This is a genomic window from Methylopila sp. Yamaguchi (assembly GCF_002897035.1).
GTDB lineage: Bacteria > Pseudomonadota > Alphaproteobacteria > Rhizobiales > Methylopilaceae > Methylopila.
In genome coordinates, this window is record NZ_BAUX01000001.1 from 36,131 (window position 1) to 51,374 (window position 15,244).

The 15,244-nt window shown below is 70.7% G+C and carries 14 protein-coding genes; 6 read left to right on the forward strand and 8 right to left on the reverse strand.

Features of this window, described 5'->3' with window-relative positions; genetic code table 11:
• The first annotated feature begins 31 nt into the window (after positions 1-31).
• From METY_RS00165 to METY_RS00190, 6 genes are all read left to right on the forward strand, one after another.
• Positions 32-1,639 carry an ABC transporter substrate-binding protein gene (locus METY_RS00165; RefSeq protein WP_200819560.1) on the forward strand — a complete coding sequence of 536 codons (1,608 nt, stop codon included), beginning with the start codon at positions 32-34 and terminating at the stop codon, positions 1,637-1,639.
• Positions 1,640-1,768: 129 nt separating this feature from the next.
• Complete coding sequence (locus METY_RS00170) at positions 1,769-2,341, forward strand: carboxymuconolactone decarboxylase family protein (protein WP_103119387.1); 573 nt, start codon at positions 1,769-1,771, stop codon at positions 2,339-2,341.
• A gap of 19 nt (positions 2,342-2,360) precedes the next feature.
• A complete protein-coding gene (locus METY_RS00175) occupies positions 2,361-3,434 on the forward strand; it encodes an acyl-CoA dehydrogenase family protein (RefSeq protein ID WP_103119388.1) in 1,074 nt (357 codons plus the stop codon).
• Positions 3,431-4,195 carry an ABC transporter ATP-binding protein gene (locus tag METY_RS00180; protein WP_103119389.1) on the forward strand — a complete coding sequence of 255 codons (765 nt, stop codon included), beginning with the start codon at positions 3,431-3,433 and terminating at the stop codon, positions 4,193-4,195. Before METY_RS00175 ends, METY_RS00180 begins: the two co-directional genes overlap by 4 nt.
• Before the next feature lie 14 nt (positions 4,196-4,209).
• Positions 4,210-5,403: an ABC transporter substrate-binding protein gene (locus METY_RS00185; protein WP_103119390.1), complete on the forward strand. Its 1,194-nt coding sequence runs from the start codon at positions 4,210-4,212 to the stop codon at positions 5,401-5,403.
• Positions 5,400-6,197 (forward strand): ABC transporter permease, encoded by a 798-nt coding sequence (locus tag METY_RS00190; RefSeq protein ID WP_244593459.1) that lies wholly within the window; start codon positions 5,400-5,402, stop codon positions 6,195-6,197. The genes METY_RS00185 and METY_RS00190 overlap by 4 nt, the downstream gene beginning before the upstream one ends.
• Positions 6,198-6,219: 22 nt before the next feature.
• On the opposite strand, the gene METY_RS00195 is transcribed toward METY_RS00190, so the two are convergent.
• The 8 genes from METY_RS00195 to METY_RS00230 form a co-directional block, all read right to left on the reverse strand.
• The gene (locus METY_RS00195) at positions 6,220-6,768 is read right to left on the reverse strand and encodes a carboxymuconolactone decarboxylase family protein (protein WP_103119391.1); all 549 of its coding nucleotides are present in this window, start codon (positions 6,766-6,768) and stop codon (positions 6,220-6,222) included.
• A gap of 12 nt (positions 6,769-6,780) precedes the next feature.
• Positions 6,781-7,737 (reverse strand): ABC transporter ATP-binding protein, encoded by a 957-nt coding sequence (locus METY_RS00200; RefSeq protein WP_103119392.1) that lies wholly within the window; start codon positions 7,735-7,737, stop codon positions 6,781-6,783.
• Positions 7,730-8,746: an ABC transporter ATP-binding protein gene (locus METY_RS00205; RefSeq protein WP_103119393.1), complete on the reverse strand. Its 1,017-nt coding sequence runs from the start codon at positions 8,744-8,746 to the stop codon at positions 7,730-7,732. The genes METY_RS00200 and METY_RS00205 overlap by 8 nt, the downstream gene beginning before the upstream one ends.
• Positions 8,743-9,630, reverse strand: a complete 888-nt coding sequence (locus METY_RS00210; RefSeq protein ID WP_103119394.1) for an ABC transporter permease — start codon at positions 9,628-9,630, stop codon at positions 8,743-8,745. The genes METY_RS00205 and METY_RS00210 overlap by 4 nt, the downstream gene beginning before the upstream one ends.
• A complete protein-coding gene (locus tag METY_RS00215) occupies positions 9,630-10,610 on the reverse strand; it encodes an ABC transporter permease (protein ID WP_255400774.1) in 981 nt (326 codons plus the stop codon). Before METY_RS00215 ends, METY_RS00210 begins: the two co-directional genes overlap by 1 nt.
• 61 nt (positions 10,611-10,671) lie before the next feature.
• Positions 10,672-12,381: an ABC transporter substrate-binding protein gene (locus METY_RS00220; protein WP_103119396.1), complete on the reverse strand. Its 1,710-nt coding sequence runs from the start codon at positions 12,379-12,381 to the stop codon at positions 10,672-10,674.
• A gap of 160 nt (positions 12,382-12,541) precedes the next feature.
• Entirely contained in the window at positions 12,542-13,984 is a 1,443-nt protein-coding gene (locus METY_RS00225; protein WP_103119397.1) for a SidA/IucD/PvdA family monooxygenase, read from the reverse strand.
• A gap of 22 nt (positions 13,985-14,006) precedes the next feature.
• The gene (locus METY_RS00230) at positions 14,007-15,230 is read right to left on the reverse strand and encodes an acyl-CoA dehydrogenase (protein ID WP_103119739.1); all 1,224 of its coding nucleotides are present in this window, start codon (positions 15,228-15,230) and stop codon (positions 14,007-14,009) included.
• Between the last annotated feature and the right edge of the window lie 14 nt (positions 15,231-15,244).

Here is a 15,244-nt window from a genome sequence, read left to right on the forward strand (position 1 = left end):
ACCACTAACCCTCAAACCATCGGAGTCCACAATGATCGGGGGATCCTCCACCTCGCGCCGCAGCGTCCTGAAGCTGATGCTCGGGACGACCGCGGCCTTCGCGGGGCCCGGCCTCGCCTTGCCCGCGCTCGCCGCCGAGCCGCCCCGCGGCGGCACGGTCAACTTCATCCTAGAGGCTGAGCCCCCGACGCTCGTCACCATCGCCCACACCGCGGGCGGCTCGCAGCGCATCTCGCCGAAGATCACCGAGGGGCTGCTCACCTACGACTTCGACCTCAAGCCGCGGCCGGTGCTGGCGACGGCCTGGGACGTCGCCCCCGACGGCCTGACTTACACGTTCAAGCTGCGCCAGGGCGTCAAATGGCACGACGGCCGCGACTTCACCTCGGCGGACGTGGCCTACTCCTTCGGCCTGCTGAAGCAGTCGCACCCGCGCGGCCGCGGCACCTTCGCCAACGTCACGGAGGTGACGACCCCGGACGCCTTCACCATCGTCCTGAAGCTCTCGAAGCCGACGCCGTTCCTGCTGTCGGCGCTGGACGCGACGGAGTCTCCCATTGTCCCGAAGCACGTCTATGAGGGCACGGATCCGCTCACGAACAAGAACGGCTCCGCGCCCATCGGCACCGGCCCCTTCATGTTCAAGGAGTGGGTGAAGGGCAGCCACGTGCTGCTGGAGCGGAACCCGAACTACTGGGACGCCGGCAAGCCGCACCTCGACCGCGTGGTGGTGCGCTTCATCGCCGACGAGGCCGCCCGCGCGGCGGGCTTCGAAACCGGCGAGCTCGACATCGGCGCCGGGCCGCCGGTCGCCCGCGCCGACCTCGACCGGCTCAAGGAGCTGCCGCAGCTCGCCTTCGAGGACCGCGGCGGCGAGTACAACGCGTCGCTGACGCAGCTGTTCTTCAACTACGAAAACCCAATCTTCAAGGACATCCGCGTGCGGCAGGCGATCGCCCACGCGATCGACACCACGCTGCTGCTGGAGACCGTCTGGTACGGCTACGGCAAGGTCTCGCCGACCGTGGTCAGCCCCTACCTGACGAAGTTCCACGACCCGAGCGTGCCGCCCTACGCCTTCGACGCCGCAAAGGCCGAGAAGCTTCTGGACGAGGCCGGCTTCCCGCGGAAGAGCGGCGGAACGCGCTTCCCGCTCCGGCTCTACAACAACCCCTATTACGGCCGCGGAGCCGGCGAGTTCATCCGGCAGGCGCTGACCGCCATCGGCATCGCGGTCGACCTGCAGAACTTCGACTTCTCGACCTACATCGTGAAGACTTACACCGAGCGGAAGTTCGATCTGACCGTCGAGGCGCTCTCGAACATCTTCGACCCCAACATCGGGGTGCAGCGGGCCTACTGGTCGAAAAACTTCAAGATCGGCCTGCCGTTCTCCAACGCCTCGCATTACGAGAACCCGGAGATCGACCGCCTGCTGGAGGCCTCAGCCACCGAGGCCGACGAGGAGCAGCGCGTGCAGCTATGGCGCGACATCCAGCGCAAGCTCTACGACGACGTGGCCTCCGTGACGCTGATCGCGCCTCAGCCCGTGACGATCTTCAACAAGCGGGTGAAGAACCACACGCTGGGCGCCGCCGGCGTGAACGCGAGCTTCGCCGACGTCTACGTCGAGTCCTGAGGCGGAACCGACCGCCCGGCCCCCGGGGCGCGGCCGGTCGGTCCGTTCGTCCACTCAATCTAGCGATTGTGTTGCGAGCGGCGCATGGACCGCCTAGATCGAGGGCGACACGCGCATCAGGGAGTTCCCATGTCCCGTCTTCCGCTTCGCACCCACGACGACGCGCCCGACGCCGCCAAGCCCGCGCTGGCCGCAGCCGAGAAGGCCAACGGCTTTCTGCCGAACCTTCTGCGGGTGCTGGCGAACGCGCCCGTGGCGCTCGAGACCTATCTGACCGTCGGGCAGATCAATGCCCGGTCCTCGCTCCGTCTGGCGGAGCGCGAGGTGGTGCAGATCACCGCCGCGGCCACCCACGGCTGCGGCTTCTGCGTCGCCGGGCACACGGCGGTCGCCTTCAAGAAGGCCGGCCTCGACGAGCCCAAGGTCGAGGCGCTGCGGGCCCTGCGGCCGACTGGCGATCCGCGCTTCGACGCGGTCCAGGCCTTCACGTCAGCCGTCATCGCGACCCGCGGCCGGGTCTCCGACGCCGACCTCGAGGCCTTCAAGGACGCCGGCTTCGACGACCAGGCGGCGCTCGAGGTGGTGCTCGGCGTCAGCCTCGCGACGCTGTGCAACTTCGCGAACAACCTCGGACAGCCGCCTCTCAACCCGCAGCTCGAAGCCTATCGCTGGGACGGGTTAACCGCCGAAGCCGCCGAGTAACCCGGACGTTAACCCCGCGATGACCATCGGCTCACCTCTTGTCGTCTGGCTCAATGCCGAGGCCCACGGCCTCGACGTCGGCGCGACGTCGCCCTCCGTCCTGCTGCCGCGGCTGGCGGAGGCCGGCGTGTTCCGCGCCGGCGTGGCCGAAACCCTCGGCGGCGCAGGCGGTTCTCTCGGCGACGCCGTAGAGACGGTCGCCGCGATCTCCGAGCGGTCGCTGGCGGCGGGCTTCGTGTTCTGGGGCCACCGGACCTACGTCGAATATCTGCTGCAGAGCCCCACCGCGCCGCTGCGGGAGCGCCTGCTTCCCGACCTTCTGGAGGGCCGCGTCGCCGGCGCGACAGGCCTTTCCAACGCCATGAAGTTCCTGGCGGGACTGGAGGAATTGCAGGTCGCCGCCCGCGTCGACGGTGGCGCGATCCGGCTCGACGGCAAGCTCCCCTGGGTGACCAACCTGCGCGCCGAGGGCTTCCATGTGGCGGCCGCTGTCAGTCGCCCGGACGGGAGCGCCTTCGTCGCCTCGATCGCCCACGACCGCCCGGGCGTCGCCCGCTCCGACGACCTCGAACTGATGGCCATGCGCTCGGCCAGCACCGCCGCGATCAAGCTGGACGACGTCGCGATCGACGCCGACGAGGTGATCGCGCCGGACGCTAAGAACTGGCTGCCGGCGGTGCGCCCGGCGTTCCTCGGGCTGCAGATCGGCATGTCGATCGGCCTCGCCCGGCGGTCCCTTGCGGAAGCCCGGGAAGCCGCAGGCGCCGGCCGCCACGTGCTGGGCCCCGACCTCGACGATGTCGCGGAACGACTCGACGGCCAAACGCGCGCGCTGCTCAAGGGCCTGAGTGACAACGTGTTTCTGGGCCGGCCGGCGGATCTGTTCCGCATCCGCATCGCGCTCGCCGAGATCGCGCAGGAGGCGGTCGGGCTCGAACTCCAGGCGAGCGGCGGCAAGTGTTACCTGACGACCCCCGGCGAGGGCTTCGCGCGGCGGTGGCGCGAGGCGGCGTTCCTCCCGGTGATCACGCCGAGCCTCGTCCAGCTCAAAGCCGCGCTTGCGGCTCAGGCCCAGGCCGGCCGCGCGGCATGAGCGCGGCGCTCCAAGCCGACGGGGTCGCAGTGCGCTATCCCGGCGCTGCGGCGCCTGTGCTCGCGGACTTCGACCTCGCGGTGGCGCCCGGCGAGATCGTGGCTTTGCTGGGCCCGAGCGGCGTCGGAAAATCGAGCCTTCTCAGGGTTCTGGGAGGTTTGCAGGCACCGAGCGCCGGCGCCGTGACGGCTGGCGGCGTCGCCGTCCATGCCCCCCAACCCCGTATCGCCGTGGCGTTCCAGGACCCCGGCCTGCTGCCCTGGCTGACGCTCGAGGCCAACGTCGCCTTCGGGCTCGACTTCAAGCGCCAGCCGGCGCGTTCGAAGGCCGAGCGGCAGGCGCTTGTCGACGCGGCAATCGCTGAGGTCGGCCTCGACGCCGCGCGAAAGCTCCACCCGGCGGCGCTCTCCGGCGGCATGGCCCAGCGGACCGCGCTCGCCCGCTGCCTCGCCCGCCGCCCCGAGGTGTTGCTGCTCGACGAGCCCTTCGGCGCGCTGGATGAGGTGACCCGCGCCGACATGCAACGCCTGCTTCTCAAGGTCGTCGCCGACCACGGCGCCGCCGCCCTGATCATCACCCACGACATTGACGAGGCGCTGGCCCTCGCGGACCGCGTCGTCCTGCTCGGCGGCGCGCCGGCGCGGGCGATCGGCGAGTGGCCGATCGCCCTGCCCCACCCCCGCGACGACGCCATCGCCGAAACAGGCGCGCTGCGCGTCGAGATCCTCACGGCGCTGCGCGCCGCCATCCGTCCCCACTGACCGGACACCCGCCCATGCCGACCGACGATTTCGTCTTCTCCCGCCGCGACGCCGTCAAGCTCGCGAGCCTGTTCACGGCGGCCGGCGCCGCGCCGCTGCTGCGCGCGGCCGAAGCCCGCGCGCAGGCCGCCGACGAGCCGGTCAAGATCGGCTACCTGCCGATCACCGACGCGACCCCGCTGCTTGTCGCCCACGGCAAGGGCTTCTTCGACAAGGAAGGCCTCAAGGCCGAAAAGCCGGTCCTCTTCCGCAGCTGGGCGCAGATCGTCGAGGCCTTCATCGCGGGCCAGGTCAACGTCGTGCACCTGCTGTCGCCGATCACCGTCTGGGCCCGCTACGGCTCCAAGGCGCCGGCGAAGGTCGTGGCCTGGAACCACACCGGCGGCTCCGGCCTCACCGTCGGCCTCGACGTCACCGACGCGAAGCAGCTCGGCGGCAAGACCATCGCGGTGCCGTTCTGGTACTCGATCCACAATGTGGTGCTGCAGGCGCTGCTCAAGGAGAACGGGCTGACGCCGGTGACGAAGAAGGCCGGCCAGCCCGCGGCCAACGAGGTCCAGCTGGTGGTGATGGCGCCCTCGGACATGGTGCCCGCGCTCGCATCCAAGCAGATCGCCGGCTACATCGTGGCCGAGCCGTTCAACGCGGCGGCCGAGACGCTCGGCGTCGGCAAGGTGCTGCGCTTCACCGGCGACGTGTGGAAGGACCACGCCTGCTGCGTCGTGTTCATGCAGGAGCGTGACCTCAGAGAGCGCCCCGAATGGAGCCAGAAGGTCGTCGACGCCATGGTCAGGGCGCAGCTCTGGACGCGCGACAACCGCGCCGAGACTGCGGCGTTGCTCTCCAAGGACGGCGAGAACCGCTACACGCCCCACGCCAAGGCCGTGCTGGAGAAGGTGCTGGCGCCCGCGGAGAGCGACGCCGCCGGCTATGTCGCGTCCGGCGCGATCAAGAACCCCGACTGGCGCGAGCGGCGCATCGACTTCCAGCCCTATCCCTTCCCGAGCTACACCGAGGAGCTGGTACGCCGCCTGAAGGACACCGCGATCGAAGGCGACAACCGCTTCCTCGCGGAGCTCGACCCCGCCTTCGCGGCGCGCGATCTGGTGGACGACAGCTTCGTGAAGAAAGCGGTGCTCAAGACCGGCGGCTTGCAGGCCTTCGGCCTGCCCGAGGGCTTCACGCGGACCGAGACGATCTCGGCGTGAGCACGCCTTCCGCGGCGGCCCCGCGCCGCCGCCGAGCCGCCGGCGGGCTCGGCTATGCGCTGTTGGGCGCGGCCGGGCTCGGGGCGGTGCTCGCGCTGTGGTGGATCGCGACCGAGGCGCTGCCGCGGGACGGCTCCTTTGCGCGCATGTTCGCGCCGGGGCCCACCTTCGCGGCGCTTGGCGAGCTGGTCGGCGGGCGCGACCTGCCGCTGCACGTCATGGTCAGCCTGAAGCGGATCGCCGTCGGCCTCGCGCTCGCGCTCGCGATCGGCGTGCCGCTCGGGCTCGCCGTCGGCGCCAGCGCGCGGCTGGAGGCGGCGACCACGCCGGCGTTCCAGCTGCTCCGTATGATCTCGCCGCTGTCCTGGATGCCCATCGCGGTGATGACGTTCGGCGTCGGCGACGCGCCGATCTACTTCCTGCTGACGTTTGCGGCCGTCTGGCCGATCGTGCTCAACACCGCCGCCGGAGTGCGGCAGCTCGACCGGCGCTGGCTGTTGCTGGCGGAAAGCCTCGCGGCCACGAAGGCGGAGACGCTGGGGCGGATCGTGCTGCCCGGCGTCATGGCGCACGTGCTCACCGGCCTCCGCCTCGCGATCGGGATCTCGTGGATCGTGCTGGTGCCCTGCGAGATGCTGGGCGTCTCGGCCGGGCTCGGCTACTTCATCCTCGACACCCGCGACCGGCTCGCCTACCCGGAGCTGATGGCGACCGTGCTCGTCATCGGCGTGCTCGGCTTCCTGCTCGACGGCGCCGCCCGCTGGGCGCACCGGCGCTGGGCGCCGGCGGTCTGAGCGACGTGCGCAAGGTGCCGTCTCAGGCCACCTCTGGCAACGCGACGCCCTCTTCGACCTCGATCCGCAGTCCTTCGTTGAAGCGGTTGAAGAAGGCGCAGAGGGCGGCGCGAAGTGTGATCTCGACGATCTGCTCCTCGGTGAAGACGGCTTTGAGCCGGACGAAGAACGCGTCGGACACGCGCTTGGGGTCACGGGTGAGCTGGACGGCGTAGTCCCGAACCAGCAGGTCTACGTCGTCGAAGCCGGGAGGCGCGTCGTCAAGCACGCGGTCGGCCGCCTCCTGCGGCAGGCCCTGCTCGACGAGGCGCGGCGCGTGGTGCGCGACGCAGTACTCGCAGGCGGCCGCGGCCGACGCCGACAGCAGCACGATCTCCAGATGCCGCTTCGAGATCACCGCGTCGCGCTTGGAGGCGAGCAGCAGCCCGAAGATGTGCTCGAGCGCCGGGGGGCGGTGCGCGAACACGGAGAGCATATTGCCGAACGGGCCGTACTCCCGCTCGATCCGCTCATAAACGGTCCGGGCCTCGCCGGTCAGGTCGCTCGGGGTGAGGTCGCGCACGCGCGCCATGGATGTCTCCTGTCAGATCTCGCCGGCGCGATGGCAGGCGACGTGTTGTCCGGCGCCGAGATCACTCAACTTGGGCGTCTCGACGGCGCAGCGCTCCACCGCGTGGGGACAGCGGGTGCGGAAGCGGCAGCCGGAGGGCGGGTCGTAGGGGCTCGGCAGCTCGTTCGAGGCGGGGGCCGGGGTCCGCCGCGGCGCGTTTGCGTCGAGGCTCGGCGCCGCGTCGAGCAACAGACGGGAATAGGGGTGCGCCGGACGGCGGAACAGCGCCTCCCGCGGCGCGCTCTCGACGATGCGGCCGAGATACATCACCGCGACGCGGTCGCAGAGGTGCTCGACCACCCCGAGGTCGTGGCTGATGAACAGGAAGGCGACGCCGAGCCGCTCCTGCAGGTCGACCAGCAGGTTGAGGATCTGCGCCTGCACCGAGACGTCGAGCGCGGAGACGGGCTCGTCCAGCACCACCACCTTGGGATCGAGCGCGAGCGCGCGGGCGATGCCGATGCGCTGGCGCTGGCCGCCGGAGAAGGCGTGGGGCCGGCGCTCGGCCGCCTCTGGCGGCAGGCCGACCTGGCGCAGCAGGTCCCGCACCTTCGCCTTCCGCTCCGCCCGCGTGCCGACGCCGTGAATGTGCAGCGGCTCGGCGATAAGGTCGCCCACCGTCCAGCGCGGATCGAGCGAAGCGGCGGGATCCTGGAACACCATCTGCAGACCGCGGCGGGCCGACCGGAGCGCAGCGCGCGAGCGGCCGGCGAGGTCGTCGCCGTCGAAACGGATCGCGCCGGCCTTCGGCTCGACGAGCCGGAGGATCGCGCGGCCGAGCGTGGACTTGCCGCAGCCGCTTTCGCCCACGAGCCCGAGCGTCTCGCCGCGCGCCACATGCAGCGAGACGCCGTCGACGGCCGAGACCGTCCCGCGCGGCGTGTCGAAGCGCACGACGAGGTCGTCGACCGCGAGCAGGGGCTCAGACATGGACGGCGACCTTCGCCCTCGGCGCCGGGGCGCGTTCCACACTGCGGGCCTTGAGGCAGGCGACCAAGCCGTGGGCGCCGGCGGCCTCCAGCGGCGGCGGGGCCGCGCGGCAAGCGTCGTCGGCGAGGTCGCAGCGCGGCGCGAAGGCGCAGCCGGCTGGCATCTCGTCCAGCGCCGGCACCCTTCCCGGGATCTCGGTCAGCCGCCGCCGCGCGCTGAGGCGCCCGCCGGGGCGGGCCGCGATCAGGCCGCGGGTGTAGGGGTGGCGCGGATCGGCGAACAGCTCCGCGGTCGGCCGCTCCTCCACCTTAGCGCCGGCGTACATCACCAGCGTGCGCTCGGCGTGGCGCGCCACGACGCCCAGGTCGTGGGTGATGAGCGCCACCGCCATGCCGCGCTCCCGCCGCAGGTCGTCGATGAGGTCGAGGATCTGCGCCTGGATGGTGACGTCGAGAGCGGTGGTCGGCTCGTCCGCCACCAGCACGGCCGGGTCGCAGGCGAGCGCCATGGCGATCATCACGCGCTGGCGCATGCCGCCGGAGAGGCGGTGCGGGAACTCGTCGAGCCTCCGCCCCGCGTCCGGAATGCGGACCCGCTCCAGCAGAGCCACCGCCCGCTCGCGGGCCTCGGCGCGGGACACGGCGCGGTGGGCGCGGACGGCCTCGACGATCTGCTTCCCGACCGTCAGCACGGGGTTCAGCGCGGTCATCGGCTCCTGGAAGATCATGGCGATCCGGTCGCCCCGCAGCCGCCGCAACGCCTCGCCGGTGCGCCCGACGATCTCCTCGCCCTCGACGCGGATCGAGCCGCCGAGCACGCGCCCGGGCTTCGGCAGCAGGCCGAGCAGCGACAGCGCCGTCAGCGACTTGCCGCAGCCGCTTTCGCCGACGATCGCCAGCGCCTCGCCGGGCGCGATGGCGAAGGACAGGTTGCGGACGGCGACGAGCGTCCGCCGACGCTCGACGAAACCGATGGTGAGGTCGTCGACCTGGAGAGCGGCCCCGGTCATCGGCGGCCGCTCCGGGGATCGAGGGCGTCGTTCAGCCCGTCGCCCAGCAGGTTGAGCGCCAGCACCGCGATCACGATCGCGACGCCTGGCAGGGTCGCGACATACCAGTCGGTCCGCAGCACCTCGCGGCCCGCGCCCACCATGCCGCCCCAGCTCACGACGTTCGGATCGCCCAGTCCCAGGAAGGCGAGGCTCGACTCGGTCAGGATCGCCGTCGCGACCAGAATGGAGGCGGAGACCAGGATCGGCCCGGCGGCGTTCGGCAGGATGTGGCGGAGGATGATGCGGGCGTCGCCGGCGCCGAGCGCGATCGAAGCCTCGACCATCTCGGAGGTTCGGAGCTTCAGCACCTCGGCCCGCACCAGCCGGGCGAGGCTCGGCCACGAGGTCACGCCGATCGCGCCGACGATGGTCGGGATCGACGGCTGCAGCACCGCGACGATGGCGAGCGCGAACAGGAACGGCGGGATGGTCTGGAACAGCTCGGTGACGCGCATCAGCGCGCGGTCGAGGGCGCCGCGGTAGTAGCCCGCGAGCGCGCCTATGCCGACGCCGATGACGAGCGAGACCAGCGTCGCCACCACGCCGATCAGCAGCGACACACGCGCGCCGTGGAACACGCCGGCCGCGATGTCGCGGCCGAGCATGTCGGTCCCGAGCGGGAACGCCGGGTCTTCGCCCGGCGGCAGCAGCGGCAGCGCGACCATGGCGAGCGGGTCTTCGGGGAAGAACCTGTCGGCCCCGGCCGCCGCGACCAGCACGATCGCCAGCAGCGCGAGGCCCACGACGGCGGAAGGCCGCGCCAGCAGCCGGACGAGCAGGCCGTCGGCCGCCGCCCGAGGGCGGCGTCGGGCGACGGCGGCGCCGAAATCGAGCAGCGCCATCAGGCGACCTCAATGCGCGGGTCGAGGGCGGCGTAGGCGAGGTCGACCACGAGGTTGACCACGACCACGACGACCGAGCTGCACAGCAGCACACCGAGCAACAGGTTGAGGTCGCGCTGGAACAGCGCCTCGAAGGCGAGCCGCCCGAGGCCCGGCCAGGAGAACACCGTCTCGACCAGCACCGCCCCGCCGAGCACGGAGCCGATCTGGACGCCGAGCATGGTGACAACGGGCAGCAGCGCGTTGCGGAGCACGTGGCGGCGGAGGATGCGGTGGGACCGCAGGCCCTTGGCGACGGCGGTGCGCACGTAATCCCGGCCCTGCACGTCGATCACCGAGGCGCGCATAAGCCGCGCATAGACCGCGACGTAGAACAGCCCGAGCGTCGCCGCCGGCAGCACGAGGTGATGCGCGACGTCGAGCGCGTAGGCCGCGCCGCTGAAGCCCGCCCCGATCGTCGTCATGCCACCGACCGGCAGCCAGTCGAGCCAGACCGAGAAGATGACGGTGAGCACCAGCCCGACCCAGAAGGTGGGCGTGGCGTAGAACAGCAGCGCGACCGTGGACACTGCGGTGTCTGCGAGACTTCCGGCGCGGCGGCCCGCCAGGGCGCCGAGCGCGGAGCCCGCGAGCGCCGCGAACCCGACGCTTGCCCCCATCAGCAGGAGGGTCGCCGGCAGGCGGTCAAGAATGAGCCGGCCGACGGACATGCCATGCCGGAACGACCAGCCGAGGTCGAAGGTGAGCACATTGCCGAGGTAGCTCAGGAACTGGCTCCACAGCGGCCGGTCGAGCCCGAACTGCGCGCGCAGTGTCGCGATGTACTCGGGCGTCGCCGAGCCCGCCTCCCCCGCCAGCACCTGGGCCGCGTCGCCCGGCGCGAGATGCAGCAGGAAGAAGTTGATCGTGGCGATGCCGAGCACCACCACGATCATGTCGAGGGTCCGCCGCGACCAGCGGCGGAGGCCCGCTCCGGTCACGCGGGTCACCGCGAGCCCGCGCCGAGGCCAGAAAGAACGAAGCGGGTCACGGGTCGCGCCTTCAGTTCTGCGCCGGCGCGGTTTCGAACCATGCGTTCTTCAGCGAGCCGTAGACCTGGTCGCCCGTCGTCACGGCGTCCTTCAGCCCGGCTGCGTGGACCGTGAAGAACTTGAGCTCGACCAGCGGGATCGTCGGCAGATCGGTCAGCACGATCTGCTGCAGTTTGCGGAAATCCGCCACGCGTTTCTCGGGATCGGCCTCTCCCTGCACCGAGGAGATCAAGGCGTCGACCTCCGGGTTGCGGTAGCCCGAGCCGTTGGTCCAGGGGATGTTCTTGCCGATCGAGGCGGAATTGTAGACACGCGTCACCCCGACCTGCGGGTCCGAGAACGCCGCGAACCAGGTGAGGGCCACGTCGCTGTCGCGGTCGCCGTAGACGCGCTTAGTATAGGTCGGCACGTCCTGGGTGCGGACGTTGACCTCGACGCCGACGCGCTTCAGCGCCTGCTTGATGAACTCAGCCGAGCGTTTGTAGTCGTCGCCGTAGGGAATGTAGTCGTGGTTGAGCGTGAAGCGTACGCCGCCGGCGCCGCGCGGGAAGCCCGCTTCGTCCAGCAGAGCCTCGGCCTGCTTCGTGTCGAAGGCGTAGGCCGGCGCCGCGGGGTCGTGGAACGCCTTCAGCGTGGACGGGACCGGGCTCGACGCCGGTTCGCCGAATCCGAACCAAACGATCCGGGCGAGCGCGGCCTTGTCGATCGCGTGCGCGATCGCGCGGCGGACGCGGACGTCCTTGAGCTGCGGATTGTCCACGTTCAGATCGATGAACAGGAACGGCGAGAGCCACTCGTAGCCCTTGGTCTCGACCTTCAGGGTCGGCAGTTCGGCGAGGCGCTTGGCGTCCTTCAGCGGAACGGGGCTGAGCACGCCGTACTGGACCTCGCCCTTCTCGAAGGCGGCGGCGCGGGCGGCGGCGTCCGGAATCACGCGGAAGATCAAGCGGTCAAGGTAGGGCTTCGGCTTGTCCCAGTAGTTGGGGTTGCGCTCGAGCGCGATGTACTCGCCCTTCTTCCATTCCTTGAACACGAAGGGACCGGTGCCGACCGGCTTGTTGTTGTACGGGTTGTTGAGGACGTCGGTGCCCTCGTAAAGGTGCTTCGGAAGCACCTGCGCGCCGTTGGAGTTGACCGAGCTCAGGATCGCGACCGACGGCTGGGAGAGCTTCAGGACGACTGTCAGGTCGTCCGGCGTCTCGACCTCCGTCACCTTGGCGAAGGTGAGCTGGTTGCGAGGATGGATCTTCTTCCAGACATTCTCCAGCGTCCACTTCACGTCCGCTGAGGTGAAGGGCGTGCCGTCGTGCCAGGTTACGCCCGGGCGCAGATGAAAGGTGATGGCCTTGCCGTCGGCCGAGGTCTCCCAGCTGGTCGCGAGCGCGGGCCGCGGCTTGAGGTCGAAGTCATAGTCGACGAGGCCGTCGAAGATGTTGCCTGAGACGGTGCCGGTGGGCGCGGCGGAATTCAGCGCCGAGGTCAGGACGACAGGCTCCGGCTGGATGATCGCGGTCACCGTTCCGCCGGCCTTGGGCTCGGCGGCCGAGACGCGCGTCGCAATCAACAGCAAGGCGGCGATCACGGCTGCGCCCGCGGCGAAACGCAGGAACGACCATGCGTAAAGCGCTACGCTCGCGAACCTGAGCGTCTGCGCGATCGCAGAGCCCCCGTGTCCGTCGCCCCGCGCGAGACGCGAGCCAACCCCGAAATGCCTGGCCATTGTGACCCCCTGAGACGCCCAGTGACGGGCGGAGAAAACGATGGTCGCGCCGCCTCCGGCGAAACGAAGAAACTATGTCTATAAAAACAATCTAATGTGTCAACTTAGAAATCTCAGTATGGCTGGCGCGCCGCCGGGGCGCGGAGGCGCGCCAGCCGTCTCACTCCGCGGCAAGCGCCTTTGCGTCGCCGTGAAGAAGAGATGCGTAGAGCTCGTGCGGAAAATCCGCCGGGACGTCGCCCGCGAAGCGCTCAGCGTGGTGCGCGAGGTCGGCGAAGAAGAGGTCGCGGCTGATCTGCGCGACAACCGCCGGCACGTCGCGCTTGAGGCTGGGCACGTCGCCGACGGGCAGGCCGAAGCTGACGAAGGCGCTCGGATTGAAAACGTGGATGTCCTTCAGGAACGGCGCGGCGCCTGGCTGACGCTCCTGATAAACATGCCCGGCGCCGAGGTAGGGATGGGCGCCGAGGCTTTCGTCCTCGTCGCCGGCCGGCGGCGCGTAGACGTCGCGCCAGCGCAGGATGTCGCCGGCGAAATCGGCGAGCTCGGGCCGAAGCGCGGGATCTGCAGCGTAGCCCGCCGCCGAGATCACGACGTCCGCGACATGGCGTTCCATCCCGAAGTCGAGGGTCAGGACGTCCGCCCCCTCCGTCGCCGAGAGCAGCGTCACGCCGAGATGCAGGCGGGCGTTCGAGAATGCCGCGACGCGCTCGACGGCGTCGACGGTCGCGGTCGAACCGGACCGGCGAAACCGCAGCGCCGAGCGCCACTTCAGGGCGTCGGGAAGCGCGGGATAGTTGTCGTAGGCTCCGGGATAGGCGCGGGCGCGTGAGACCGGCAGGTTGGCGAGCGCCGGCCGCCGCACGAACAGCCGCGCCTCCGCGGCGCCGGCCTCCAGCGCGGTTCCCGCAACGTCGAACGCCGCCGCCGCGCCGCCGATCACCGCGACGCGCCTTCCCTTGAGACGCTCGAAGTCGATGTCCTCGGAGGTGTGCGCAAGCCGCTCCGCTGAAAGTCCCCGCAGCACCTCGGGCGTAAACGGCGCGCCGGCGCCCAGGAATCCGTTCGCGAGGATCACCTTGCGCGCGGTCTCGACGGTGGGGCCGGCGGCGCTCTGCAGATGCAGGCGGAAGCCTGTCTCCGCCGGCTCGATGCGGACCAGCCGCACGCCGTAACGCGGCGCGAACTCGGTGACGCGCGCGTACCAGGCGAGATAGTCGGACCAGTCCGTGCGCGCGATCCGGTCGATCGCCGCGTAGGCCTCGCGGCCGTGGCGCGCTTCGTACCAGGCCTGGAAGCTCAACTGCGGCAGGCCAAGTTCGGGGCCGACAAGGTTCTTCGGCGTCCGAAGCTTTCCCATGCGCGCGGACCGACGCCAGATCCCGGCGCGGGCGGGGTCCGCTTCGGCCTCGATGACGGTCACGGCGCCCACGCCCGCCCGCTTCAGAGCGAAGGCGAAGGCGGCGCCGGTCTGGCCGCCGCCGACCACCGCCACGTTGTGGTCGACGCCGGCCGGCAGAGGCGCCCAGTTCTCCGGCGTGGGGCCGATCAGCCGCAGCGCCTCGCGCGCCGCGGCGTCGGCCGCGGAGGTGGTCTCGGTCATCGGGTGTCTCCGGTTCGCGGCCTCAGAAGAAGCCCTTGCTCGGCAGCGGCGCGCCCGTGAGGACGTTCGCGCCGAGCGCCGCCGCCTTCAGCGATCCGGAATTGTGCGACGCAAGCGTGCGGGCGTTTCGCCAATGCCGGTCGAGGTTCTTGACGCGCTTTGTGGCGGAGGCGCCGCCGACGTCGAACAGGCGGCTCGCGTTCTTGAGCGTCAATTCGTCCACGATCAGCTTGGCCTTGGCGGAGGCGGCCGCAGCGTCCTGCGCGAGCGTCTCCGCCGGCCGGCCGGCGTCACGAGCCGCAGTCAGCTCGTCGAGCGCGTCGGCCGCCGCCAGCACCACCGTCTCGGCGGCGAAGGCCGCGGCGGAGATCTCGCCGACAATCCCCTGCAACAGGGGGTCATCCGCCGCGCGGGGAACGGCCGCATAGTAGAAATGCCGGTCCTTGCGGGAGCCCAGCAGCGCCACGGCGTCGTCCAGCACGTTCCGGAGGATGCCGGCGACGATGCCCGTCACCAGCAGCTGGGCGAGCGTGTTGGCGTAAGGCAATCCGTAGCCGACGGCGGGCGTGTCGAGCACGACCTCGTCAGGCTCCACGCGCACGTTCCGGAGGACAGTCGTGCCCGACCCGGTGAGCCGCTGCCCCGCGCCATCCCAATCGTCCACGAGCTCGACGCCCTCCCGGGTCACCGGGATGATCGCGGAAGCCGCAAGGTCGCCGGGCGCGGCGGCGCGGACGATGACATGGTCGGCGTAGAGCGTGCCGGTGCTGTAGTACTTCGTGCCGTCCAGGCGGTATCCGTCGCCGTCCGGCGTCAGCCGCGTCTCGTAGGGAGCTCCGCCGATGGTGGCGCTCGACAGTTCGGTGTTTCCAAGCCCGAAGATCGCGCCGCTGGCGACCAGGGTGACCCACTTCTCGCGGTTCGGCGCGCGGGGGGACCGTGCGAAGCGATCCACGAAGGCGAAGTGGTTGCGCAGCGCATGCGCGACATTGGGATCGGCCGCCGCGAGGCGGATGACGGTTCCCAGCAGCTGGCGCAGGCTGATGCCGTAGCCGCCCTCCGCCGGCGACAGCCGCAGCGCGCCGATCCGGTTTTGCCGGATCAGGTCGATGATGGCGTAGGGGTGAATGCGCTCGCGGTCGCGCTCAGCGGCGCCCTCCGCAATGCTTGCGAACAGCTCGGAGAAATCGGGCGCCTGGACGCTGGAGGTTTCGGCGAAGCGCTGCGCGGGGATCGGGACGTTCATCGTCGTCGCGCCTT